Annotated in this window: 23 protein-coding genes; 12 read left to right on the top strand and 11 right to left on the bottom strand. The window is 48.8% G+C overall.

The features are described 5' to 3' along the window. The 5 genes from asnB to nagB form a co-directional block, all read right to left on the bottom strand. The coding region (asnB, locus tag P0Y67_RS18745) for an asparagine synthase B (protein WP_342393112.1) at positions 1-1,224 on the bottom strand (1,224 nt) is incomplete at its 3' end. Positions 1,225-1,498: 274 nt separating this feature from the next. Further along, on the bottom strand, positions 1,499-3,085 hold the full coding sequence (locus P0Y67_RS18740) for a cation:proton antiporter family protein (protein ID WP_342393113.1): 1,587 nt from the start codon (positions 3,083-3,085) through the stop codon (positions 1,499-1,501). 155 nt (positions 3,086-3,240) lie between these two features. Continuing rightward, positions 3,241-4,455 carry a DNA-binding transcriptional regulator NagC gene (nagC, locus tag P0Y67_RS18735; protein WP_342393111.1) on the bottom strand — a complete coding sequence of 405 codons (1,215 nt, stop codon included), beginning with the start codon at positions 4,453-4,455 and terminating at the stop codon, positions 3,241-3,243. Between the two features lie 2 nt (positions 4,456-4,457). Beyond that, complete coding sequence (nagA, locus tag P0Y67_RS18730; RefSeq protein ID WP_342393110.1) at positions 4,458-5,594, bottom strand: N-acetylglucosamine-6-phosphate deacetylase; 1,137 nt, start codon at positions 5,592-5,594, stop codon at positions 4,458-4,460. Positions 5,595-5,610: 16 nt separating this feature from the next. Next, positions 5,611-6,411, bottom strand: a complete 801-nt coding sequence (gene nagB / locus P0Y67_RS18725; RefSeq protein WP_337113126.1) for a glucosamine-6-phosphate deaminase — start codon at positions 6,409-6,411, stop codon at positions 5,611-5,613. A gap of 255 nt (positions 6,412-6,666) precedes the next feature. Here nagB and nagE point away from each other — a divergent pair, with 255 nt between their 5' ends. Together nagE and glnS are read left to right on the top strand one after the other, a co-directional pair. Continuing rightward, positions 6,667-8,157, top strand: a complete 1,491-nt coding sequence (gene nagE / locus P0Y67_RS18720; RefSeq protein WP_303456011.1) for an N-acetylglucosamine-specific PTS transporter subunit IIBC — start codon at positions 6,667-6,669, stop codon at positions 8,155-8,157. Between the two features lie 168 nt (positions 8,158-8,325). Further along, entirely contained in the window at positions 8,326-9,987 is a 1,662-nt protein-coding gene (gene glnS, locus P0Y67_RS18715) for a glutamine--tRNA ligase (protein ID WP_342393109.1), read from the top strand. Positions 9,988-10,063: 76 nt separating this feature from the next. Here the strand turns inward: glnS and fur are convergent, their stop codons facing one another. Continuing rightward, the gene (gene fur, locus P0Y67_RS18710; protein ID WP_192014837.1) at positions 10,064-10,513 is read right to left on the bottom strand and encodes a ferric iron uptake transcriptional regulator; all 450 of its coding nucleotides are present in this window, start codon (positions 10,511-10,513) and stop codon (positions 10,064-10,066) included. 202 nt (positions 10,514-10,715) lie between these two features. Here fur and P0Y67_RS18705 point away from each other — a divergent pair, with 202 nt between their 5' ends. Then, positions 10,716-11,234: a DUF4442 domain-containing protein gene (locus P0Y67_RS18705; protein ID WP_342393108.1), complete on the top strand. Its 519-nt coding sequence runs from the start codon at positions 10,716-10,718 to the stop codon at positions 11,232-11,234. Between the two features lie 40 nt (positions 11,235-11,274). Here the strand turns inward: P0Y67_RS18705 and fldA are convergent, their stop codons facing one another. The 3 genes from fldA to P0Y67_RS18690 form a co-directional block, all read right to left on the bottom strand. After that, positions 11,275-11,802, bottom strand: a complete 528-nt coding sequence (gene fldA / locus P0Y67_RS18700; protein ID WP_192014839.1) for a flavodoxin FldA — start codon at positions 11,800-11,802, stop codon at positions 11,275-11,277. A 210-nt stretch (positions 11,803-12,012) separates the two neighbouring features. Then, entirely contained in the window at positions 12,013-12,234 is a 222-nt protein-coding gene (locus tag P0Y67_RS18695; protein ID WP_027252641.1) for a DUF2788 domain-containing protein, read from the bottom strand. Between the two features lie 65 nt (positions 12,235-12,299). Continuing rightward, complete coding sequence (locus P0Y67_RS18690) at positions 12,300-13,079, bottom strand: alpha/beta fold hydrolase (RefSeq protein WP_342393107.1); 780 nt, start codon at positions 13,077-13,079, stop codon at positions 12,300-12,302. A gap of 101 nt (positions 13,080-13,180) precedes the next feature. Between P0Y67_RS18690 and seqA the strand changes: the two genes are divergently transcribed. Next, positions 13,181-13,723 (top strand): replication initiation negative regulator SeqA, encoded by a 543-nt coding sequence (seqA, locus tag P0Y67_RS18685; protein WP_337113132.1) that lies wholly within the window; start codon positions 13,181-13,183, stop codon positions 13,721-13,723. Positions 13,724-13,764: 41 nt separating this feature from the next. Beyond that, on the top strand, positions 13,765-15,411 hold the full coding sequence (gene pgm, locus P0Y67_RS18680) for a phosphoglucomutase (alpha-D-glucose-1,6-bisphosphate-dependent) (RefSeq protein WP_342393106.1): 1,647 nt from the start codon (positions 13,765-13,767) through the stop codon (positions 15,409-15,411). A 127-nt stretch (positions 15,412-15,538) separates the two neighbouring features. Here the strand turns inward: pgm and P0Y67_RS18675 are convergent, their stop codons facing one another. After that, a complete protein-coding gene (locus P0Y67_RS18675; protein ID WP_342393105.1) occupies positions 15,539-16,372 on the bottom strand; it encodes a DUF1853 family protein in 834 nt (277 codons plus the stop codon). Positions 16,373-16,495: 123 nt separating this feature from the next. On the opposite strand from P0Y67_RS18675, the gene P0Y67_RS18670 reads away from it, so the two are divergent. Next, positions 16,496-16,702, top strand: coding sequence for a DUF2517 family protein (locus tag P0Y67_RS18670; protein WP_027252637.1), 207 nt, complete (start codon positions 16,496-16,498; stop codon positions 16,700-16,702). A gap of 165 nt (positions 16,703-16,867) precedes the next feature. Continuing rightward, entirely contained in the window at positions 16,868-17,626 is a 759-nt protein-coding gene (locus P0Y67_RS18665; RefSeq protein WP_342393104.1) for a Nif3-like dinuclear metal center hexameric protein, read from the top strand. Between the two features lie 89 nt (positions 17,627-17,715). Here the strand turns inward: P0Y67_RS18665 and P0Y67_RS18660 are convergent, their stop codons facing one another. Continuing rightward, positions 17,716-19,005 carry a citrate synthase gene (locus P0Y67_RS18660; RefSeq protein ID WP_027252635.1) on the bottom strand — a complete coding sequence of 430 codons (1,290 nt, stop codon included), beginning with the start codon at positions 19,003-19,005 and terminating at the stop codon, positions 17,716-17,718. A gap of 417 nt (positions 19,006-19,422) precedes the next feature. Here P0Y67_RS18660 and sdhC point away from each other — a divergent pair, with 417 nt between their 5' ends. The 5 genes from sdhC to sucA form a co-directional block, all read left to right on the top strand. Beyond that, complete coding sequence (gene sdhC, locus P0Y67_RS18655) at positions 19,423-19,803, top strand: succinate dehydrogenase cytochrome b556 subunit (RefSeq protein ID WP_027252634.1); 381 nt, start codon at positions 19,423-19,425, stop codon at positions 19,801-19,803. Then, positions 19,797-20,144, top strand: a complete 348-nt coding sequence (sdhD, locus tag P0Y67_RS18650; RefSeq protein WP_027252633.1) for a succinate dehydrogenase, hydrophobic membrane anchor protein — start codon at positions 19,797-19,799, stop codon at positions 20,142-20,144. Before sdhC ends, sdhD begins: the two co-directional genes overlap by 7 nt. Continuing rightward, positions 20,145-21,911 (top strand): succinate dehydrogenase flavoprotein subunit, encoded by a 1,767-nt coding sequence (sdhA, locus tag P0Y67_RS18645; protein WP_161457130.1) that lies wholly within the window; start codon positions 20,145-20,147, stop codon positions 21,909-21,911. It begins immediately after the preceding gene. Positions 21,912-21,924: 13 nt separating this feature from the next. Beyond that, positions 21,925-22,638 carry a succinate dehydrogenase iron-sulfur subunit gene (locus P0Y67_RS18640; protein ID WP_027252631.1) on the top strand — a complete coding sequence of 238 codons (714 nt, stop codon included), beginning with the start codon at positions 21,925-21,927 and terminating at the stop codon, positions 22,636-22,638. A gap of 101 nt (positions 22,639-22,739) precedes the next feature. Beyond that, on the top strand, positions 22,740-24,348 hold a 1,609-nt coding region (sucA, locus tag P0Y67_RS18635), incomplete at its 3' end, for a 2-oxoglutarate dehydrogenase E1 component (protein WP_342393103.1).

Genomic DNA, 24,348 nt, shown 5'->3' with positions numbered 1-24,348 from the left:
TTTGGCATTACGGAAAGAGGCACGCTGCTCGTCAATTGCAGCCTGGCGCAGTGCACAGTCGAACATGTTCAGAGCCAGCAGCTTACGCACTGTCTCTTCATGGAATTCCTGCGTGTTAGGCGCTTTATGGAAATACAGGTAACCCCCGAAGACTTCATCCGCGCCTTCACCAGACAGGACCATTTTGATACCCATGGCACGGATTTTACGTGACATCAGATACATAGGTGTGGAGGCGCGAATCGTTGTGACATCGTAGGTCTCAATGTGATAAATCACATCACGAATCGCATCCAGGCCTTCCTGAACCGTATAAGTCAGCTCATGGTGTACCGTGCCGATATGATCGGCCACTTTTTTAGCGGCTTTCAGATCCGGCGCGCCTTCCAGGCCAACGGCAAACGAGTGCAGGGTTGGCCACCAGGCATCAGATTTCTCGTCATCTTCAATACGGCGAGAGGCAAACTGCTTGGTAATCGCTGAAATCACCGAGGAATCCAGGCCGCCAGACAGCAAAACACCGTAAGGGACGTCTGTCATCAACTGACGTTTCACTGCGCTTTCCAGTGCTTTTTTCAGTTTGTCTTTGTCTGTTTTCGCATCGCGAACCGCGTCATACTCCATCCAGTCACGTTTGTAATAACGGACAGGTGCCTGAGCCGGTTCGCCTTTTTTGCTCCACAGGTAATGACCCGGAGGGAATTCGCTGATGGTTTTACACACGGGCACCAAAGCTTTCATTTCTGATGCAACATAGTAGTTGCCGTGCTCATCATGACCCTGATATAGCGGGATGATGCCGATGTGGTCACGACCAATCAGGTAAGCATCCTGCTCTTCATCATACAGAATAAAACCGAAGATACCGTTCAGGTAGTCGAGTAATTCAGGGCCTTTCTCTTTGTAAAGCGCCAGAATAATTTCGCAGTCAGATTCGGTCTGAAACGGGTAGTCGGCAACCAGTTCAGCACGTAAGTCTTTGTGGTTGTAGATTTCGCCATTGACGGCCAGTACATGGGTTTTGTCTGTGTTGTACAGTGGCTGCTCGCCGCTGTTCAAATCAACAATGGCCAGACGTTCATGAACAAGAATAGCCTTGTCTGATGAATAGATCCCTGACCAGTCCGGACCACGGTGACGCATTTTCTTTGACATTGCCAATGCGGTTTCACGCAGGGCAGATGGGTCACTTTTTATATCTAAAATCCCGAATACTGAGCACATACTGACTACTCCAACATAAAGTTAAACTTGGGAAACAAAGCGATTAAGAAAGGGTTTATTATTTTATCCCTGCGCTTTTGTTTCGTTCTGATTGTTAAAATTGCGTATTCAACAAACAAAAGCAACTAAAAATCCCATATCAATGTGAAAAACTCACCTTTGGTGAATATTATTTAATTAAATTGAGTTTAACCGAATGAAATCTTAAATCAGGAGGTTTTTGGACCAAATACTGAACGGCAACTTTCGCTGCCGTGCAGTAAGCCGGTGTCAATTAAAAGGATTTGATGTCGGTAGTTACCGATTCGCAGACATGGCGAGCAAAACCGTTGCCTGCTTCACGATAGATATTGAAAGCGGCATCGACGCCCAGTTCTCTCAAGGTCGCTTCCTCATCTTCGTAGCGGGCGATAGCGGCAATCTTCCCTTTATAGCCAAGTTGCCTGATTTGCTCGAGGGCAAACGCATTTGCCTGACTGTGCGGCATGGCCAGTAGTATTAACCGCGTCTGATGGCGAGAGACCACCCTGGCCCAGAAGTCTGGGTCGGTAGCATCACCGAGAATGACGTGGCGGCCTTCTTTGGCATGCTCTTCCACGGATTCCTCACGGTTTTCAATACCGACGACTTGCGGACCAAAGCGGCGGATCATTTCTTCATAAGCCCCGGTACCAATACGGCCCATGCCCAGGATAAGGATCTGTTTATTGCCTAAGTCAATCAGCCTGTCATTGCTGTTGAGCTTGTCTGGCTCAAATTCTTTGAGCCAGCGGGTACTTTCCATATAGATGCGATGGCTGAAACTGTTTAGCGGCGCTGATAACAGAAAAGAGAGTGACACTGCGATAGCGATAGCGACAAGAAAATCTCCCGGCAACCAGCCCAGGCTGTAGGCGAGTCCTGCGACAATCAGCCCAAATTCGCTGTAGTTAAAGAGCGTTAAGGTGCCGAGAAGCGAAGTACGTACCCGAAAATGGAAGCTGTGGAAAACCAGGTAGTAAAGCAACCCTTTTAGCGGCAATAACGCCAGCAGCAGTACAGCGAGCCAGAAGCCTGTCCACGTTGCAGGCTCAGCCAGGCCAATGTTGAGGAAGAAGAAAACCAGCAGAAGCTCTTTGAGGTTAAACAGTGATTTGGACAGCTCAGAGGATTTGGGGTGGGCCGCCAGCATCATTCCCATGATCAGTGCGCCGAGATCGGCTTTCATACCCACAAAAGTGAACAAACCGGCACCGGCGACAAGCGCCAGGAAAATGCCGTACAGTACCAGCATTTCACCATGTCCGGCTTTATCCATAATCTTAAACAAAGAGGGACGCAGCAGGGGCAATGCGAATAAGGCCAGCGCGGTGATCTCTGGTAGCTTTCCGGTTGATGCCGTAAGAAATATAACCGCGAAAATATCCTGCATGACGAGAATACCTATGGCGATAGTACCGTAGGTTGCGTTCAGCTCCCCTTTTTCCTGCAGCGCCTTGATGGCAAATACCGTGCTGGAAAAAGAGAGGGCAAAGCCCAGCAAGGCGAGCTGTGCCAGCTCAAGTTCACTAAAGATACCTAAACCGAGTTGCTTCAAACCGAACAGTGCCAGCGTAAAGATAAGGGTAGTGAGCAGGTTATGTATTGTGGCGCCGGCCCACACCTCTTTTTGCAACAGGGTTCTGACATCAAGCTTAAGCCCGATGCTGAAAAGCAGAAGGGTTACGCCCAGATCAGCAAGTGTATCAATGACAGGAGTTGAGGTGTAACCGAATGAATTTAAAATAAATCCTGCCAATAAGAATCCGACCAGGGGCGGGAGTTTGGCACGCAGTGCCAGATAGCCTGCGAGAAACGCGGCGATAATGTAAACCAGATCCATCATGAAATGTGATTTCCAGACTATTGATAAGCGTTGGTATTTCAATTAGTTGCACTGACGGGGAATATAGCACAGGGCATGTCTTCGGCGATACATGCCCTACAAAAAACAGGGTTTTTGAGAGATCGGCCGGGAAGGGGTTCCCCGGCCTGGAATTAATCTTCCAGCAGGCGCTGGAGCAGAACGCCATTTAGCATGGCACGCTTGATCATGGAAAATGCACCGATAGTTGGCTGCGTATAGAGCTGAGACTCAACAATTGGCAACGACTGGTGGAAGGTTGACAGTGATTGGGTTTCAATACAGCGCCGGATAGCAGGAAAGATAATGTCTTTCGCTAAGGTGATATTACCGGCCACAACGATTTTCTGCGGATTGAACAGGTTAATGGTCATCGCCAGGGCTTTACCTAGTTGGTAGCCCACTTTGACCAAGGCCTGGGTTGCCAGCTCATCACCCTGATTGGCTGCCTCGCAGATGGCAGGCATAGTGACATCTTCGAGCTTTTGCAGGCTGCTTGGGTAACCTTGTGCCAGGAGCGCTTTAACATGGCGAATAATCGCCGGATCGGCGGCAACGGTTTCCAGACAGCCAAAGTTACCGCACTGGCATTTATCACCGAGCGGGTCAATCTGGATATGACCGATTTCACCGACGTTGCGGTTATAACCAAGAAATACCTGACCATTGACGATAATGCCTGCCCCTGTCCCACGGTGGACACTGACCAAAATAGAATCCCGGCAGTCCTGACTGGCGCCAAAATAATGCTCAGCCAAGGCCAGCCCACGGATATCGTTACCGACAAAGCAGGAAACGCCATATTTATCAGTAATGATATCTGCCAGAGCCAGAGAGTCGACCGAGATGTTGGGCATGTACTCGACAATGCCTTTTTCAGGGTCAATCAGGCCTGGAAGGGTAATGCCGAATGCAATCAGTTCCCTCAGTATGGTCTGATTGGCACCGATAAACTGCCTGATATGCTCAAGTAAGCCATCAACCAGTTCTTGCTGGTTTGAGTAGGGAAAGTGATGGGCTGTGCCAGCCAGACTCTTACCACTTAAATCGTACAGGGTCAGTTCGATATAATCGCGACCCAGACGGACAGCGACAGAGTGAAAAGGAGCTGCTTCGGTTGTCAGCGAGATGGCTCGCCGGCCACCGGTTGAAGCCTGCTGTGCGACCTCTTTAATGAGGCCGCGTTCCAGCAATTGGCGGGTTATTTTGGTCACGCTGGCCGGGGCTAATTGACTTACGTCTGCCACTTGTATGCGAGAAATTGGGCCTTGCAAGTCAATGAGTCGGTAAACCGCTGCACTATTCAGCTGTTTTACCAGGTCGACATTACCGATTTGTCCGCCATTCATAGTTATGTTTGCTCGTATTTTCCGTTAACCACTGTCGCCCGGACACGGAAATCACGATCAAAAATTGCCAGGTTAGCCACCATGCCTTTTTTGATAGCCCCCAGTGTCTTATCCATACCTATGGCACGGGCAGGGTAAAGGGTGGCCATGCGAATCGCTTCGTCCAGGGCAATACCTACATGTTCAACACTGTTTTGAACAGCTTCAATCATTGTCAGGGCTGAACCGCCGAGTGTGCCATTTTCATCAACACACTTGCCATCGCGGTAATATACTTTCTTACCGACAAAAATAAAGTGATCTATGTCTGCTCCTGCCGGTGCTGTTGCATCCGTAACCAGAATTAATTTTTCCTTTTTAATTCTGTGGGCTATACGAATATTGGCGTAGTCAACATGAAAGCCATCAGCGATGATACCTGTGTATACCTCGGGCGTATCATAGATGGCACCCACCATACCAGGCTCGCGGCCAGCAATGGGTGTCATGGCATTGAACAGGTGGGTGGCAAAGGTAACGCCGGCCGCAAACCCTTTTCGTGCCTCTGCATAGGTTGCATTGGTGTGTCCTGCCGATACCACAATACCTGCCTCTGCCAGTCGCTCAATGTGCTCTGCCGGGGTTTGCTCCGGTGCCAGTGTCACCTTAGTGATGATGTCAGCATTCTCGCAAAGTGTCGTGATCATGGCCTCATCTGAACGGCGGATATGCTCGACACTGTGGATGCCTTTTTTCATGACATTGAGATAGGGACCTTCCAGGTGCAAACCCAGAGACTGGTTTTGGTAGTGTTTTTCGTAATCACGCGCTGCAGCTATCGCAGCTTTCATATCCTCATCAGAAGAGGTGATGAGCGTGGGCAAAAAACTCGTACAACCTGATTTCAGGTTTGCCTGATGCATGGTCTGTATGGTGTCTGCAGTGATTTCGTCATTAAACATCACTCCACCACAGCCATTAAGCTGAAGGTCGATGAAGCCAGGAGACAGGTTTGCTCCGTCAAGGTCCTGAGTGGGCATATCAGCAGGTAGCTCTGCCTCAGGACATACAGCGTGAATGTTCACTCCGTCAATAATAACAGCGTGGTTATCCAGCACATCGCTACCTGTAAAAATGCGGCAGTTGGTCAGCGCGTACATGAACACTTCCTATCGGTTAAAGGTGTTTGATGTTTTCTGCTTCCAGTTCCTGGAAATAGCGAACGGTTTTCACTTTCAGTTCCTGTGTGGCAGGGGCATCGCACACAATCAGTGACTTCGGATGCAATTGCAGCGCAGAGACAGTCCACAGATGGTTGACACAACCCTCTACAGCAGCTTCAAGGGCCTGGGCTTTGTTATGGCCGGTAACCAGAATCATCACTTCTTCTGCGTCCAGCAGCGTGCCAACTCCGATAGTCAGCGCGTATTTAGGCACTTGTGTGATATCACCATCAAAGAATCGGGAATTGGCGATACGGGTATCTTCGGTCAGGGTTTTGATGCGTGTACGGGAGGCCAGTGAAGAAGCCGGTTCATTAAATGCAATGTGCCCGTCGTTGCCAACACCACCCATGAATAGATGGATCTTTCCGAATGATTTAATCTTATCTTCATAACGCTTACATTCTGCCTGGTGATCGTCCGTGTTACCGTTCAGCAGATTGATATTTTCTTCCTGAATATCAATGTGGTTAAAGAAGTTGTTAAACATGAAGCTGCGGTAGGACTCCGGATGGTCTGAAGAGAGACCCACGTACTCATCCATGTTGAATGTCACCACATGTTTGAAACTTACTTCGCCTGCATTATAAAGCTCAATCAGACGCTTGTAGGTGGTCAGAGGGGTACCGCCGGTAGGCAGACCTAGTACGAATGGACGGTCTGCAGTTGGTTTAAATTTGTTAATACGATCAACAATATAGCGTGCTGACCACAAACCAACTTCGTTCGCGTTGTTCAGTGGGATAAGTCTCACGGTAACACCTCGTTGCTAGAAAAGAATACTTGAGAATTTTAGCGGTATATCGCCTTTCTTTCGAATAATAAAATAAGTTTTATGACCGGGCTAGCAAAATCGCTCAAACCCGCCAAATGCTGGTGATTGGGATCACAAATGATAAGGTTTTAATTTGCGGGGCGAAATTAAAGGCATACACTGCAACTTACTTAATCGGGTAGCTAAAATAAGTTATCTCAACCGCATCTAAGATAACCATAGGGGGAACTAAGGGTGAATATTCTTGGATATTTTCAGAAAGTAGGTAAGGCTTTGATGGTGCCGGTCGCCACGTTGCCTGCCGCCGCAATACTCATGGGTATAGGTTACTGGATTGATCCGAACGGCTGGGGTGCCAACAGTGCACTGGCAGCTTTCCTGATCAAAGCCGGTGGCGCTATTATCGACAACATGTCTGTACTGTTTGCTGTCGGTGTCGCATACGGTATGTCAAAAGATAAAGACGGTGCAGCAGCACTTTCTGGCTTCGTTGGCTATCTTGTTGTCACCACTCTTTGTTCTCCAGCGGCCGTTGCTCAAATTCAGGGTATCGACCCAAGTGCTGTTCCTGCAGCATTCGGTAAAATTGAAAACCAGTTTGTCGGTATTCTGGTCGGTATCGTCTCGGCTGAGCTGTATAACCGTTACTCAACGGTTGAACTGCACAAGGCACTGGCTTTCTTCAGTGGTAAACGTCTGGTGCCTATCCTGACATCCATTGCAGGTATTTTCCTGGCCTTTGTCCTGATGTACGTATGGCCTCACGTCTATGGCGGTCTGGTTCACTTCGGTGAAGGCATTCAGGGCCTGGGCGATGTAGGTGCGGGTCTGTACGCCTTCTTCAACCGTTTGCTGATCCCTGTTGGTCTGCACCATGCACTGAACTCAGTATTCTGGTTCGATGTTGCGGGTATCAATGACTTACCTAACTTCCTGGGTGGCGCTAAGTCTATTGCTGACGGTGTAGCTGTACCTGGTCAGACGGGTATCTACATGGGTGGCTTCTTCCCTATCATGATGTTCGGTCTGCCTGGTGCTGCACTGGCGATGTATCACACAGCTAAACCTGAGAACAAAGAGAAAGTCGCGTCTATCATGATTGCCGCTGCCTTCGCTTCATTCTTCACAGGTGTAACTGAGCCTCTGGAATTTGCCTTCATGTTCCTGGCGCCAGCACTGTATGTGGTTCACGCCGTTCTGACCGGTATCTCTGTATACATCGCAGCCAGCATGCAGTGGATTTCCGGTTTCGGTTTCTCTGCCGGTATGGTTGATATGGTACTGCAATCGAAAAACCCGCTGGCAACTCAATGGTACATGCTGATTGTTCAGGGGCTGGTATTCTTCGCGATTTACTATGCGATCTTCCGTTTCGCTATCGTGAAGTTCAACCTGAAGACGCCTGGTCGTGAAGATGCTGATTCAGATGAAGTGCTGGCTTCTGGTTCTCAGGAAACCGGTGAACTGGCAAAACAATATCTGAAAGCCCTGGGTGGTCACGGCAACCTGGAAAATATTGATGCCTGTATCACTCGTCTGCGCCTGACACTGAAAGACAGCAGTCTGGCTGACGAGAAAACACTGAAAGCACTGGGTGCTATGGGTGTGGTGAAATTAGGTTCAAATAACCTGCAGGTGATTCTTGGCCCACTGGCTGAGATCGTTGCCGGTGAGATGAAGAAAATCCCGGCGTCAGAAGACCTGTCTGCAGTCAAACTGCCATAATAGACAGTTAATCTGATAGCGAAAGATAACTGAAAGTGAGGCCGGCCCGTCAGGGTCGGCTTTTTTTTGCCCTAATCATGATTCAATACACACTAATTGTTGAGTCATGACCTGTATTTGTGGATCATAACAGGTTCGAAGATCCTTTTAGCGCACGAGGTGTAATTGATGAGTGAATCTGAAGCTCGTCCAAGCAATTTTATCCGCCAGATTATTGATGCGGATTTAGCCAGTGGTAAGCACACCAGCGTCCACACACGTTTTCCGCCTGAGCCGAATGGTTACCTGCATATCGGCCATGCGAAGTCTATCTGCCTGAACTTTGGTATTGCTCAGGATTACCAGGGACAATGTAATCTGCGTTTTGATGACACAAACCCAGAAAAAGAAGACATCGAATACGTAGAGTCGATTAAGAAAGACGTAAACTGGCTGGGCTTTGAGTGGAGCGGTGAGATTTGTTACTCATCTAACTACTTCGATCAGCTGTATGCCTACGCGTTGGAACTGATCAACAAAGGTCTGGCGTATGTTGATGAACTCACACCAGAAGAAATGCGCGAGTATCGCGGCACGCTGACAGAGCCGGGTAAACCAAGTCCTTATCGTGACCGTCCTGTGGCCGAGAATCTGGCGCAGTTCGAGAAAATGAAAAATGGCGAAGTCGAAGAAGGCAAAATGTCGCTTCGGGCCAAGATTGATATGGCATCGCCGTTTATGGTTATGCGTGATCCTGTGCTGTACCGCGTTCGCTTCGCAACTCACCACCAGACAGGTGACAAGTGGTGCATCTATCCGATGTACGATTTCACCCACTGTATCTCTGATGCGCTGGAAGGTATTACGCACTCGCTGTGTACCCTGGAATTCCAGGACAACCGTCGTCTGTACGATTGGGTGCTGGATAACATCACTATTGACTCTCAGCCTCGTCAGTATGAATTCAGCCGCCTGAACCTGGAATATACAGTCATGTCCAAGCGCAAGCTGAACCAGCTGGTGACTGAACAGCTGGTTTCAGGCTGGGATGATCCTCGCATGGCGACAATTTCAGGCTTACGTCGTCGTGGCTTTACGGCTGCTTCTATTCGTGAGTTCTGTAAGCGTATTGGTGTCACCAAGCAGGACAATACCATTGAGATGAGCTCTCTGGAATCGTGTATCCGTGACGATTTGAACGAGAATGCACCTCGGGCCATGGCTGTTCTGGATCCGGTGAAGTTAGTGATCGAAAACTTTGGTGATACGGAAATTCTCAAAGTGGGCAATCATCCTAATAAACCCGAAATGGGCGAGCGTGATGTGCCATTCAGCCGTGAGCTGTACATTGAGCGTGAAGATTTCCGTGAAGAAGGCAATAAGAAGTACAAGCGTTTAGTCTTGGGTAAAGAAGTGCGTTTACGCGGTGCGTATGTCATCAAAGCCGAGCGGGTTGAGAAAGATGCCGACGGCAAGATTACCACTATTTTCTGTACCTATGATGCCGATACGCTGGGTAAAAACCCTGAAGATGGCCGTAAAGTGAAAGGCGTGATTCACTGGGTGTCAGCAGAACAGGCACTGCCTGCTGAAATTCGCCTGTATGATCGTTTGTTCACTGTACCTAACCCGGGTGCAGCAGATGACTTTGCATCGACGATTAACCCGGATTCACTGATCGTGATGAATGGTTTTGTTGAGCCGAGCCTGGCAGCAGCTGCGCCTGAGCATGCTTTCCAGTTTGAACGTATGGGCTATTTCTGTGCGGATAACAAAGATTCATCGGCTGAGCATTTAGTGTTCAACCGAACTGTGGGTCTGCGTGATTCGTGGGCAAAAATTGCAGACTGACAGATTCAGTCTGTGATTGCTGCCTGATCTAAAAAAACCAGCCGAATGGCTGGTTTTTTTATCGATGTAAGCGTAATTATTTATTTTCGTTGTGCAGGCTTTCATCTTTATTACAATCACCGGCAGTGCAGTGACCGTACAGATAAAGGCTGTGGTTGGTCAGACGTATGTTATAGCGTTCGGCAACCTGCTTCTGGCGATCTTCAATGATATCGTCAGAGAATTCAATGACTTTGCCACAATCCAGGCAAACAAGATGATCGTGGTGGTGCTGGGTAGACAGTTCGAATACCGACTTACCGCCTTCAAAATGGTGACGGGTGACAATTCCGGCATCATCAAACTGGTTCAGCACTCGGTAAACAGTGGCCAGGCCAATCTCTTCACCAATATCGATCAACTTTTTGTACAAATCTTCGGCACTGATATGTTGGCACTCAGGATTCTGAAGTACTTCCAAAATTTTCAGACGCGGAAGTGTGACTTTTAATCCTGCTTGTTTAAGTGCTTGGTTGTTATCTGACATTCGAGTTTCCTTTGGCTAGCCGTAACAGGAAAATGGAAGGTTACGGTAGTCTTTCTCATATCTGTTCATTATAAGTGACGACAGCACAACAATAAACCTTAATGCTTAATGGGTCTAGGAAAGTTGTGACTTTTATTCGCCTGATATAAATGTTAAAAAGGCATACTATGCTCATCGTACCAGATCATAAGGACGTGTAGGTGTGAATAAGTTCTATAAGCCCGGTATCGTAAAATTTGCGCTCAATATCTGGCCACCTTTCTGGGGGGCCGGCATTCGAATCCTGCAGATCAGTGAAGATTTCCGGCATGTGGAAATTTGCCTGAAGTTGAGGTGGTGGAATAAGAATGCCAACAGGACCCAATATGGCGGCAGTATTTTTTCACTGACCGACCCTGTTTATGCCTTGATGCTGATGGGTATACTCGGGAAAGAGTATTTTGTCTGGGATAAACAGGCCGAAGTGAACTTTCTCAAGCCTGGTCAGACAGATCTGAAAGCGGTGTTCACTATCTCAGATCAGTGTATTGAGGATATAAAACGCTCCACTGCCGGCGGCGATAAACATTTTCCTGAATTTGTCGTCAATGTTGCTGATAGCAAAGGTGAGGTGGTTGCCCAAGTGAAGCGCGTGCTTTATGTGCGCAAGAAACCACAGTACCGTAATGCCGAGCTTGAAGAAGGTGAAAACCGTTCGGGTGAGTGTGTCAGTGAGCAATAAAAAACGCGCCTCGGCGCGTTTTTAACAGCTAGCGGTAAGATCAGTCAGCCAGTTCGGCCAGACACATTTCTTCGTAAATTTGCTTAACCCATTTCTCGACGCGCTCGTCAGTCAACTCAGGCTGACGGTCTTCATCGATACACAGGCCAACAAAATGTCCGTCGTCTACCAATGCTTTTGATGCTTCAAACTCATAGCTTTCTGTTGGGAAGTGGCCAACGATGATGGCGCCGCGGCCTTCAACGATGTCACGCACTGTGCCCATGGCGTCGCAGAAATACTCGGCGTAATCTTCCTGATCACCACAACCGAAAATAGCGACCAGCTTGTTTTCGAAATCAATGCCTTCCAGTTCAGGGAAGAAATCGTCCCAATCGCACTGTGCTTCGCCGTAATACCAGGTCGGGATACCCAGCAGTAACAGGTCGAAATTTTCAATGTCTTCTTTGCTGCTCTTAGCAATGTCTTTGACTTCAACCAGATTTTTACCCAGTTGCTTTTGGATCATTTTAGCGACGGCTTCTGTGTTACCAGTGTCGCTACCAAAGAAGAGTCCTACACTCGCCATAGTAGAGATTACCCGTGTTTTAGTTGTTGACCGCCAACTGACAGGCTGGCGATATACATAAATTGAACAGGCTGCCAGTTAATTCTAGCGCTGACTGTATGCCTGATAATAACATTTGTCGGTGACTGTGGCGTCAGTTAGGGGAGAAAAACCTTTATCATTAGGCTTCTCATTACGCTTTCTGAGCCAGGTAGCAGGCGTCAGCGGATATTATCCTATCCCCACGCCTTCCATTGTCATCTGAATCACACCTTTCGATATGAATCCAAAGCACCCTAAAAACAAGACCAGCCAGACGATTTTTCGACCAAATGGAGGCACATTGCCTTGCTTGAGGACATCTTTGATCGCCATACCAATGAAAAAGAAGATGGCCGCGAACAATAAATCAAGTCCGACTGATTCCAGCAGGTCCATGTGCTCGTATAACATCTGTTTCTCCTTCGCAAGATCAGACTTGCATCCGGCGCGCACTATAGCACAGAGAGTAGTGCGTGTTAATTGTTAGGCTGTGTATCCTTCTCTAAAAAACTGAGAATGATACGGTTTACCGTGTCGGGTTTCTCGGCATGAAGCCAGTGGCCAGTATTGGCAACCATGTGGGCCTTGGCGTGCGGGAACTGGCTGGCAATGTGTTCGCGGTGCTCAGCCAGAATGTATTCTGAATCCTGACCTTTAATGAACAAAGTGCGGCCAGGAAAGGGCGACACAGCTGACCAGCCCATGATGGTACTGTAGTTGTTAATGAGTGCATCGACATTGAACCGCCACAGGAAAGATTCTTGCTCTTTATACAGAGACTTAAGCAGGAACTGGCGCACACCGGGTTCCATCACATGCTGAGATAAATACTGTTCTGCCTCTTTTCGGCTGGTGACCGTCTGGTTGCTGACCGCTTTAAGACCGGCGAACACATTTTGGTGACGATGGACCTGATAAGCCACAGGTGCCATGTCGAGCACAATCAGGTTTTCGATCCGCTCTCCAGCCAGTTCGGTCATGGCCATTGCCACTTTACCGCCCATGGAATGGCCGATCACACTGAAAGCTTGGATCTCGAGTTGATTGATCACATCAACCACATCTTGCGCCATGTCTGAATAAGTGAAGTGCTCACTATGCGGAGAGCGACCATGGTTACGCAGATCAAGACTAATGACTTGATACTGTTCTTTGAGCACTCTGGCGAGCAGGCCGAGATTGTCCGCACTGCCAAATAAGCCATGAATAAGGACGACCGTCTGGCCTTGACCCTGTATTTGATAATGAAGATTCACAGACTATTTCTCTTGTTGTTAACGCTTTGCCGTAGAGTATACCTTCGCTTCACGTTATAATCTCACGGTGATTTTTTAACGGAACGATAATGAACACTACGATGAAAACTATTGAGGTAGACGAAGAGCTGTATCGTTATATTGCCAGCCAGACCCAGCACATTGGTGAAAGCGCGTCAGATATTCTGCGCCGTTTATTGCTGGAGGACGCCAATAGTCAACCTGTCATGCCAGCACGCCCTAAAGCTGCGCAAGGTATTGTGGTTAGCAAGGATGCAGGCAATTTGCCACAGTCGGAAGACAGGGTCAAAGCCATGCGCTCGCTGCTGATTTCTGATGAGTTTGCTGGTCAGGAAAGAGCCATTGGCCGCTTTATGCTGGTGCTGTCTACGCTCTATCGTATCGATCCTCAGGCTTTCACCGATGCGACGGCGATTAAAGGTCGAACCCGCATTTATTTTGCTGACAGCGAAGAAAAACTGTTGAACAGCGGCAAGACAACGAAACCGAAAGCCATTCCTGAAACGCCTTTTTGGGTGATCACCAATACCAATACCGACCGTAAACGTCAGATGATTGAACAGCTGATGCAAAAAATGCAGTTCACACAAGATATTGTAGAAAAAGTTTGCGGTGAAATTTAACTGTCGCTGATGCGGCTTTATTGACGTACAAGGATATGTTGATGGCGATCCATCCTCGTGCCGGGCAGCAAGCCCGGCAAGAAGACATGCATAACATTCCGGCTCTTGTGGCCAATTATTTTCTGATTGAACCCGATGCTTCCAATGTTGCCCAGCGTGTTGCGTTCGGCACCTCTGGCCATCGTGGCTGTGCCGATAAGGGAACCTTCAATCAACATCATATCTGGGCAATCGCTCAGGCTGTTGCTGATGTTCGCCGCGAGCAAGGTGTTACCGGACCGCTGTTTTTAGGGAAAGATACGCACGCCTTATCTGAACCGGCGCTGCTTTCTGCTCTGCAAGTGCTGGTGGCCAATGACGTGAATGTGGTACTGCAGGCGGAGCAGGGTTACACACCCACGCCGGGTATTTCTCATGCCATTCTGACATTTAACCTCTGTCATACTGAGAAGGCCGACGGCATTGTGATCACGCCTTCACATAATCCTCCGCAGGATGGTGGCATTAAATATAATCCGCCTCATGGTGGGCCGGCTGAAGGGGCCATTACCACAGCCATTGAAAACCGGGCCAACCAGTTGATTGCCGAAGGCTTAGCGTCAGTGAAGCGGGTGAGTGTTTCTGAGGCCTTGTCCAGCCACTACGTGACGGAGCAGGATTTAGTCAAGCCCTATGTGGCTGATCTTGTGAATGTCATCGACATGGCTGCGATTCAAAAAGCCAAGCTGAAGCTGGCCGTCGATCCTCTGGGCGGATCCGGGATCGCATACTGGCGCGAGATTGGGCGTCACTATGACCTGGACTTAACTCTGGTCGATGAGTCTGTGGATCCGGCGTTCCGCTTTATGAGCCTGGACAAAGATGGCGTGGTGCGGATGGATTGCTCGTCACCTTATGCCATGGCTGGCTTGCTGGCGCATAAAGACAGTTATGATCTGGCCTTTGGTAATGACCCTGATTTTGACCGCCACGGTATTGTGACGCCGGCCGGGCTGATGAATCCAAACCATTTCCTTGCGGTGTGCATCGACTATTTGTTCCGGCATCGTCCTGAGTGGGATGACAAGGTGGCCGTGGGAAAAACACTGGTTTCCAGTGCGATCATTGACCGTGTTGTGGCCGATCTGGGACGTGAACTGTGTGAAGTGCCGGTGGGTTTCAAGTGGTTTGTTGATGGCCTGTACAGTGGTGAGCTTGGCTTTGGCGGTGAAGAAAGTGCGGGTGCATCCTTTTTGCGCAAGGACGGTACTCCCTGGTCAACCGACAAAGACGGTATTTTGCTCTGCCTGTTAGCGGCAGAAATCACTGCGGTGACAGGTATGAACCCGCAGCAGTATTACCAGACCTTAACCGAAAAGCATGGTGAGTGCCGTTACAGCCGATTGCAGGCTGTGGCAAACAGCGCGCAAAAAGCCGTGTTGACCAAACTGTCTCCTGAAATGGTGCAGGCTGACACCTTGGCTGGTGATACCATTACGGCCCGTCTGACCCATGCGCCAGGCAATGGTGCTGCCATCGGTGGGTTGAAAATTACCACTGAGAATGGCTGGTTCACGGCGCGACCTTCAGGCACTGAAGAGATTTACAAGATCTACTGTGAAAGTTTCAAAGGTGAAGCGCATCTTCGCGAGATAGAAGATGAAGCGCAGAAGATTGTCAGTAACGTCTTTTCGAACGCGGGTCTGTAAGCCGTATCCGTTTGACAACCCGTAGCTTTTGCTGCGGGTTTTTTATTGCTTATTGCTTATTGCTTATTGCTTATTGCTTATTGCTTATTGCTTATTGCTTATTGCTTATTGCTTGGCTTCTGGACGGTTACGGAGCGGATTGCCGAGAATGTTTATGCCTGTCGCGGTTATGCAGGGGCCAGTGGTCAGGAACAATGAACCAGACCTGATTGTCTTCAGCAACACCCTGAGTCGGAACCGTGATAGCCGAAGGTGCCATCAGAGCTGGTATTGATGAATAACAGGGCGGGGTTAACCAATCTCTCTTGGTGAGGATTTTTAACGATAATTCTTCTGCCTGACTCTGGAAACACCAAAGCCCTTTGTTCACATCAGGATTGATGGGCAAGGCGGAACCTGATTCTTCATTCCGGAAGTGATCGAAAAGTCTCCCCTGTACAATCAGTCGCTGGCAGGAAGGCTGACCCAGCGATTTGGCATACTGATCTCTGTAAGCCTGATGCTGAGTCATTGCCAACTGGTGCTGAACCATTTTGTTGATCTTATTATCCAGATTATCCGCTGAGTTTGGCCCCAGCCATCGCTGTTGATAGGCCAGATAAAACTTAATCGCCACTTCCCAGTGTTCTAATTGCTGAGATTGTTTATTGAACACCAGAAAATCAATGGCCCCCAGCGTGCGCTTTGCTTCGTGCAGCTGTATCTCTTCTCCGACAAGGTCAAAGTCTGGGTGGTGAGTGATGAGCTGCTGCCACAGCCACTGGTAATAAAAACCGAGTCTTTGGTTACCTTCGTACTGCGCTTTCGCCGGGATGACTGCTCTGTCTTTGAACCTGCTCAGCCACTCATCATTGACCTGGTAGTCTACACCTTGTGTCAACACCGGCATATCCAGCACATGGCGAAAATGCCTGATGTTATCCTTGTGTTCTTTTGTTACATTTTCGTTGATAATATTCATTAAATTAAGTCTTAATCTGCGTTTAACTTGTTTTTAACAACAAAATCTCAAATAAAAAGTAGTAAAATTTCAAAAATACGCTAAAGTATGAGGTATGACCAGTTGGTTGCTCAGGAGGCTATCATGTTCACCCCTTTATCTACTCAACAAATCATTGTGCGCCGTACCTGCGTTGTGATTGCAGGCGTGCTGAGTTTTCCGGTTATGGTATTTATGCCTACATCTGTAAAATCACGTGTTTATAGTTATCTGCATAAAGTCTGGTTGAAAACCAGTACCAAGCCTGTTTGGCTGCAGCACTCTGAACAAGGTGCGCAAGAGCTATATTGAATCTGTTGTCAATGACTAGCTTACTGGTATCACAGATGAAATGCTGCCCTTGGCAGCATTTTTTGTCGCTATTTACTCGCTTTATGCACCCGCATTTTCGTTCCTGCTGGTTCTGTTGCTCCCGAGTTGGTTAAAATACCAGTAACAGCTCAAAAGGAAGCAAGCATGAACAACCTCAAACTCGAATCATTGTTAAACACACTACTGAGCCCGCACTTAATCAGAGATTACTGTCCGAATGGACTGCAAGTCGAAGGCCGCAGCGAGGTACAAAAAATTGTAACCGGTGTGACGGCTTGTCAGGCATTAATTGATCAAGCCATTGAAATGAAAGCCGATGCTTTGCTGGTCCATCACGGTTACTTTTGGAAAAATGAACCTTCGGAAATTCGCGGGATGAAATACCGACGAATTAAAACATTGATAGAAAATGGCATTAATCTCTATGCCTATCACTTGCCTTTGGATGTCCATCCGGAACTGGGAAATAATGCCCAGCTTGCTGATCAATTAGGCATAAAGCATTTGGGTGGGCTGGAGCCTGGTAATGCGCATCCTGTTGCGGTCTACGGCGAATTTCCGACGGCGCTTACCGGCGAGCAGCTCGCTGCCCGTATTGAGAAGGTGCTCCATCGCAAACCCTTACATATCGGCGAGGGCGGACCTGATCTGATCAAAACAGTGGGCTGGTGTACCGGCGGCGGTCAGGATTTTATCGATCTCGCTGTTGCGCAGGGGCTGGATGCCTATATCACGGGTGAAGTGTCAGAGCGAACGGTACATACGGCGCGGGAGCAGGGTATTCATTTCTTCGGTGCGGGACATCATGCGACCGAGAGGTACGGTGTTGAAGCTTTGGGTGAATGGCTCGCCGATGAGCATCATTTCGATGTCACCTTTGTGGATATTGATAATCCGGTGTAAGCCAGCGAACCGATAAACTAATCAAAAAAGGTTGAGCGGATGCTCAACCTTTTTGTGTTTTATATTAGCAAGCTATTAATGACTCACAATCACTCACGCTCGTGAAGCGGTTGGAAATCGCGTTGCTGATGACCGGTATACAGCTGACGCGGACGACCGATACGGTTGTTTGGATCACTGTGCATTTCATTCCAGTGTGCGATCCAGCCGATAGTACGAGACATTGCAAAGATAACGGTAAACATAGAAATTGGGATACCAATCGCTTTCAGAATGATACCTGAGTAGAAGTCTACGTTCGGGTACAGTTTCTTCTCAACAAAGTACTCATCAGACAGGGCAATACGTTCCAGCTCCATCGCGACATCAAGTAACGGATCACTGATTTTCAGCTCTTGCAGCACTTCGTGACATGCTTCACGCATCACGGTTGCACGTGGGTCATAGTTCTTATAGACACGGTGACCGAAGCCCATCAGACGGAACGGATCATCTTTGTCTTTGGCACGTTCAATGAACTCTGGGATATTCTCCACGCTGCCAATCTCTTCAAGCATGCGCAGACAGGCTTCATTGGCACCACCGTGAGCTGGGCCCCAAAGCGAAGCGATACCAGCGGCAATACACGCAAACGGGTTAGCACCTGAAGAACCTGCCAGACGTACGGTAGAGGTAGACGCATTCTGCTCATGATCGGCGTGCAGGGTAAAGATTTTATCCATAGCACGAGCGACAACCGGGCTGACTTCATACTCTTCACACGGCGTTGCAAACATCATGTGCAGGAAGTTTTCAGCGTAATCCAGATCGTTACGAGGGTAGATAAACGGCTGACCAATAGAGTACTTGTAGCACATTGAAGCCAGAGTCGGCATTTTTGACAGCAGGCGGAATGCAGTGATTTCGCGGTGCTCGTCGTTATTGATGTCCAGTGAATCATGGTAGAAGGCTGCCAGCGCACCGACAACACCACACATTACTGCCATTGGGTGAGCATCGCGACGGAAACCGTGGAAAAAGCTTGCGATTTGCTCATGCACCATAGTATGGCGGGTTACAGTTTTGCGGAATTGCTCGTACTGGGCTCGGGTAGGAACTTCGCCGTACAGCAGAATGTAACAGACTTCTAAATAATCAGCGTTATTAGCTAATTGGTCGATTGGATAGCCACGGTGAAGCAGCACACCTTTCGCACCATCAATGAAAGTAATTTGAGATTCACATGATGCAGTAGCTAAGAAACCTGGGTCGAAAGTGAAATAGCCAGATGCGCCGAGTTTACGAACATCCAGTACTTCCGGACCTAGTGAGCCCCCGAGAATCGGCAGTTCGACCGGTGCTTTCCCTTCAATATGAAGAGTAGCTTTCTTATCTGCCATAACAATCTCCTTTGTTATTTTATAATCCTAATCCGAAATCGGATGTGCCGTCTTTGTACAGCTCGGTCATGTTGTTGTCAATTCCTCTTATCGGGAGTGTGCGCTTGTTAATAACTTTAAGTAAAAGCGGGTCAATATCTCAAACCGTGTTAGAGGTCATGTAACGGGGTTTGTAATTGATTGTTGCGAGGCGTATACTCGGCCGCAGGTCTCTGGTTCTGCCATCGCCAGAAACAATGATAAAGTTATTAGTAATATTAGCTACTTAGCTGAAACGACTTTTGCTTTGCTGTACATACACTTGTGCTATGTAAATGTAGCATAGTTGTTGTGCCTTTGTTGCGCTTGTTTTGGCGTACGCATACCGGAGGTTTTATAAAAATAAAACGCTTCTATGGAGCTGAGTGGGCAAAGACCGTGAAAGTTAACAAGCCAAGACCTGTCAACCTCGACCTACAGACGATACGCTTTCCGCTGACTGCGATTTCGTCAATCCTGCACCGTGTATCGGGCGTGATCACATTTGTTTCCCTTGCCATCCTGCTGTGGCTACTGAACCTGTCTCTTTCCTCTCCCCAAGGATTTGCTGAAGCCGCTGACATCGTTGACAGCTTCTTTGTCAAATTTATCCTCTGGGGTGTGCTGACAGCACTCTTCTATCACATTGTTTTGGGTATCCGTCACCTGATCATGGATATGGGATATTTTGAAGAGCTGGAATCTGGCACCACAAGTGCGAAAATCAGTTTTGCAATTGTGGCGGTTCTGTCTGTGTTTGCAGGAGGCCTGGTATGGTAAGCAACGTTTCATCCATTGGACGTAATGGTGTTCACGACTTTATTCTGATTCGTGCAACCGCAATTATCCTCACTCTTTACACCATTTATATGGTGTGCTTTTTCGCTTTTGGCCCTGAGCTGAATTTTGAAACCTGGACAGCGTTCTTTTCAAAACTAAGCACAAAAGTCTTTACTATGCTGGCGTTGGCCTCCGTTCTGATTCACGGTTGGATCGGAATGTGGCAGGTACTGACTGACTACATTAAACCTGCCTTTTTACGTGCAGGTCTGATGTTTGCAATTGTCGCTGTGCTTTTTGTTTATCTGTTATCTGGTTTCTTTATTGTGTGGGGTGCGTAAGTGAGCATTGCAGTTCGAGAGTTTGATGCCGTAGTAATCGGCGCTGGTGGTGCAGGTATGCGTGCTGCACTACAAATTTCTGAGCAGGGCCTGAAATGTGCTTTGCTGTCTAAAGTGTTCCCTACCCGTTCTCACACCGTATCTGCGCAGGGCGGTATCACAGTTGCGTTAGGTAACTCGCATCCGGATAACTGGGAATGGCACATGTACGACACGGTAAAAGGGTCGGACTATATCGGTGACCAGAATGCCATCGAATACATGTGTAAAAATGGCCCGCAGTCAGTCATTGAACTTGAAAAAATGGGTCTGCCTTTTTCCCGTTTTGATAATGGTCGTATTTACCAGCGTCCGTTTGGTGGCCAGTCGAAAGAGTTCGGTGGCGAGCAGGCCGCACGTACAGCCGCAGCGGCAGACCGTACCGGTCACGCCTTGCTGCACACTCTGTACCAGCAAAATGTTAAGCATAAGACGACGATTTTCTCCGAGTGGTATGCGTTGGATCTGGTGAAAAACCAGGACGGTGCCATTCTGGGCTGTACCGCGCTGTGCATGGAAACCGGTGAAGTTTGTTACTTCAAATCCAAGGCCACAATTCTGGCAACAGGTGGTGCCGGCCGTATCTACCAGTCAACCACGAACGCACACATTAACACCGGTGACGGTGTCGGTATGGCATTGCGTGCGGGTGTACCCATGCAGGATATCGAAATGTGGCAGTTCCATCCAACCGGTATTGCCGGCGCCGGTGTACTGGTAACAGAAGGCTGCCGTGGTGAAGGTGGTTACCTGCTGAACAAAGACGGTGAGCGTTTCATGGAACGTTATGCACCGAACGCGAAAGATCTGGCGGGGCGCGACGTTGTTGCCCGTTCCATGATGGTGGAAATCCGTGAAGGCCGCGGTTGCGATGGCCCATGGGGACCACACATCAAACTGAAACTGGATCACCTGGGTAAAGATGTTCTGGAATCGCGTTTGCCAGGCATTCTTGAACTGTCGCGTACCTTTGCGCACGTCGATCCAGTGAAAGAACCAATTCCGGTGATTCCAACCTGTCACTATATGATGGGCGGTGTACCGACTCAGGTTTCCGGACAAGCGATTAAGCAAAACGCAAATGGCCAGGACGAAGAAGTCCAGGGTCTGTTTGCCTGTGGTGAAATTGCCTCCGTTTCTGTACATGGTGCAAACCGCCTGGGCGGCAACTCCCTGCTTGACCTTGTTGTATTTGGTCGTGCGACCGGCTTGCATCTGGGTGAAACCTTAGCGGCTCAGGCAGAAGCGCGTCCGGCAACAGAATCAGACATCGAAGCTTCTCTGACTCGTCTGAACCGTTGGAACAGCACGCAAAAAGGCGAAGATCCGGTACAAATCCGTAAAGATCTGCAATCTTGCATGCAAAACAACTTCTCGGTATTCCGTGAAGGCGAAGCCATGGCTGAAGGCCTGAGCCAGCTGAAAGAAATCCGCGAGCGTTTGAAAGAAGCACGTCTGGATGACACATCCAGCGAATTCAACACCCAGCGTATCGAGTGTCTGGAACTGGATAACCTGATGGAAACCGCCTATGCGACGGCAGTAGCGGCTAACTACCGCACAGAAAGCCGTGGTGCTCACGCCCGTTTCGACTTCCCAGAGCGTGATGATGAAAACTGGCTGTGTCACTCTATTTACAACCCGGAGACAGAGCAGATGTCTAAGCGTGATGTAAATATGACACCAGTACATCGTGACGCATTCCCGCCTAAAGCGCGGACTTACTAAGGGAGGTAACAACATGAAACTGAATTTTTCGATTTACCGTTATAACCCTGATGTAGATAACGCGCCGCACATGAAAGGGTATACGCTGGAAGTGCCGGAAGGCTCTGACATGATGGTTCTGGATGCCCTGATTTTGCTTAAAGAGCAGGATCCATCGCTGTCTTTCCGCCGTTCATGCCGTGAGGGTGTTTGCGGTTCTGATGGTATCAACATGAATGGTAAGAACGGCCTGGCCTGTATTACCCCATTATCAGCGTTGATGAATCAGAAAACGATTGTGATTCGTCCGTTGCCGGGTTTGCCTGTCATTCGTGACCTTATCATTGATATGGAGCAGTTCTACACCAACTATGCCAAGGTGAAGCCGTTCCTGATCAATGACAGCGAGCACCCGCCTGCGCGGGAAAACCTGCAGTCTCCGGAAGAGCGTGCGCATCTTGACGGCCTGTACGAGTGCATTATGTGTGCCTGTTGCTCGACCTCATGTCCGTCATTCTGGTGGAACCCGGACAAGTTTATCGGTCCTGCGGGCCTGCTGGCGGCGTACCGTTGGTTAATCGACAGTCGTGACACGGCAACTGAAGAGCGTTTATCCGATCTTGATGACGCATTCAGTGTGTTCCGCTGCCACAGCATCATGAATTGTGTCAGCGTGTGTCCAAAAGGGCTCAATCCGACGAAAGCAATCGGCAATATCCGATCTATGTTGCTTAAACGTTCGGTGTAAATCTATAGAATTATCGATATGCCAGCAGAGCAATTTGCTGGCTTTTTAGCCCGGCGTAACAACCGGTGCAAGTGGCGATAACAAGTGGTTAAGGGAAAAAAATGCAGAACGGCGTTATGAAGGCTTGGCTTGAGTCTTCACATCTGGCTGGCGCCAACGCAACTTACGTGGAAGACCTCTACGAGTTGTATCTAAGCGACCCAGAATTAGTTGACGAAGAATGGCGTCACGTTTTTAGTGAACTGCCTGTTGTGAATGGTGTTGCCGTTGAGCAGCCGCATTCGCGTGTTCGTGATTACTTCCGGCGTTTAGCGAAAGAGACGACCTTTTTAAGTGCTAACGTCAGCGATCCTGATGTTGATGCCAAACAGGTTAAGGTACTGCAGCTTATCAACGCATACCGTTTCCGTGGGCATCAGCATGCAAACCTGGACCCGCTGGGATTATGGCAGCAGGAACGTGTTCCGGACCTGGATCCTGCGTTTCATAATCTCACTGCGGAAGATTTTGACCAAAGCTTCAATGTCGGTTCCTTTGCCGTAGGCAAAGAGACAATGAAGCTTTCTGAGATCTATGAGGCATTGAAAAACACCTATTGTGGCTCAATTGGTGCTGAGTACATGCACATTACTGATACCGAAGAAAAACGCTGGATTCAGCAGCGTCTGGAATCAGTCGTCGGTAAAGGCGCGTTTACTCAGGAAGAAAAGCAGACGTTTTTGGATGAACTGACTGCGGCCGAAGGTCTGGAGCGATATCTGGGGGCGAAATTCCCAGGGGCAAAACGTTTCTCACTGGAAGGCGGCGATGCGCTTATCCCTATGATGAAAGAGCTGATTCGTGCAGCCGGAAAAAGCGGTGTTCGGGAAGTTGTGGTGGGAATGGCCCACCGTGGTCGTCTGAACATGCTGGTGAACGTTCTGGGTAAAAAGCCTCAGGACTTGTTCGATGAATTTGCCGGTAAGCATGGCGAATCATGGGGAACCGGTGATGTGAAATACCACCAGGGCTTCTCTGCTGATTTCGCAACACCAGGCGGTGATGTGCATCTGGCCCTTGCCTTTAACCCCTCTCACCTTGAAATCGTTAATCCGGTAGTTGTCGGCTCTGTTCGCGCACGTCAGGACCGCTTGGGTGACAAAGACGGTTCCATGGTACTGCCAATCACTATTCACGGTGACTCAGCAATCGCGGGTCAGGGTGTCGTGGCTGAAACCTTCAACATGTCCCAGTCCCGGGGCTACCGCGTTGGTGGTACGGTACGCATTGTGGTGAACAACCAGATTGGTTTCACGACATCTAATCCGATGGATACCCGTTCAACGCAGTACTGTACTGATATCGCTAAGATGGTGCAGTCGCCGATATTCCACGTCAATGCCGATGATCCTGAAGCCGTTGCTTTTGTGACTCGTCTTGCGCTGGATTACCGCAATGAATTTAAGCGTGATGTGGTGATTGATCTGGTCTGTTACCGCCGTCATGGTCACAACGAAGCGGATGAGCCGAATGCGACTCAGCCACTGATGTACCAAAAGATCAAAAAACACCCAACGCCACGCAAGATTTACGCAGATATTCTGGTTGACGAGAAGAGCATAGACGCTGAAACAGCGACTGTACTTGTCAATGAATACCGTGATGCGCTTGACCGCGGCGAATGCGTGGTCAAAGAGTGGCGTCCGATGAAACTGCACTCAGTGGATTGGG

The sequence above is a fragment of the Photobacterium sp. SP02 genome (assembly GCF_038519165.1).
Taxonomy (GTDB): Bacteria; Pseudomonadota; Gammaproteobacteria; order Enterobacterales; family Vibrionaceae; genus Photobacterium; species Photobacterium halotolerans.
This window is presented reverse-complemented; position numbering and strand designations above follow the sequence as displayed.

Excerpts from the sequence above, each read along its gene's own strand:
- P0Y67_RS18665 (WP_342393104.1), top strand. The coding sequence starts at position 16,868 with ATGAACAACCTCAAACTCGAATCATTGTTAAACACACTACTGAGCCCG.
- sdhD (WP_027252633.1), top strand. The coding sequence starts at position 19,797 with ATGGTAAGCAACGTTTCATCCATTGGACGTAATGGTGTTCACGACTTT.
- pgm (WP_342393106.1), top strand. The coding sequence starts at position 13,765 with ATGGCGATCCATCCTCGTGCCGGGCAGCAAGCCCGGCAAGAAGACATG.
- P0Y67_RS18640 (WP_027252631.1), top strand. The coding sequence starts at position 21,925 with ATGAAACTGAATTTTTCGATTTACCGTTATAACCCTGATGTAGATAAC.
- fldA (WP_192014839.1), bottom strand. The coding sequence starts at position 11,802 with ATGGCGAGTGTAGGACTCTTCTTTGGTAGCGACACTGGTAACACAGAA.
- P0Y67_RS18695 (WP_027252641.1), bottom strand. The coding sequence starts at position 12,234 with ATGTTATACGAGCACATGGACCTGCTGGAATCAGTCGGACTTGATTTA.
- fur (WP_192014837.1), bottom strand. The coding sequence starts at position 10,513 with ATGTCAGATAACAACCAAGCACTTAAACAAGCAGGATTAAAAGTCACA.
- P0Y67_RS18660 (WP_027252635.1), bottom strand. The coding sequence starts at position 19,005 with ATGGCAGATAAGAAAGCTACTCTTCATATTGAAGGGAAAGCACCGGTC.
- P0Y67_RS18670 (WP_027252637.1), top strand. The coding sequence starts at position 16,496 with ATGTTCACCCCTTTATCTACTCAACAAATCATTGTGCGCCGTACCTGC.
- glnS (WP_342393109.1), top strand. The coding sequence starts at position 8,326 with ATGAGTGAATCTGAAGCTCGTCCAAGCAATTTTATCCGCCAGATTATT.
- P0Y67_RS18675 (WP_342393105.1), bottom strand. The coding sequence starts at position 16,372 with ATGAATATTATCAACGAAAATGTAACAAAAGAACACAAGGATAACATC.
- P0Y67_RS18740 (WP_342393113.1), bottom strand. The coding sequence starts at position 3,085 with ATGGATCTGGTTTACATTATCGCCGCGTTTCTCGCAGGCTATCTGGCA.
- nagA (WP_342393110.1), bottom strand. The coding sequence starts at position 5,594 with ATGTACGCGCTGACCAACTGCCGCATTTTTACAGGTAGCGATGTGCTG.
- nagC (WP_342393111.1), bottom strand. The coding sequence starts at position 4,455 with ATGAATGGCGGACAAATCGGTAATGTCGACCTGGTAAAACAGCTGAAT.
- seqA (WP_337113132.1), top strand. The coding sequence starts at position 13,181 with ATGAAAACTATTGAGGTAGACGAAGAGCTGTATCGTTATATTGCCAGC.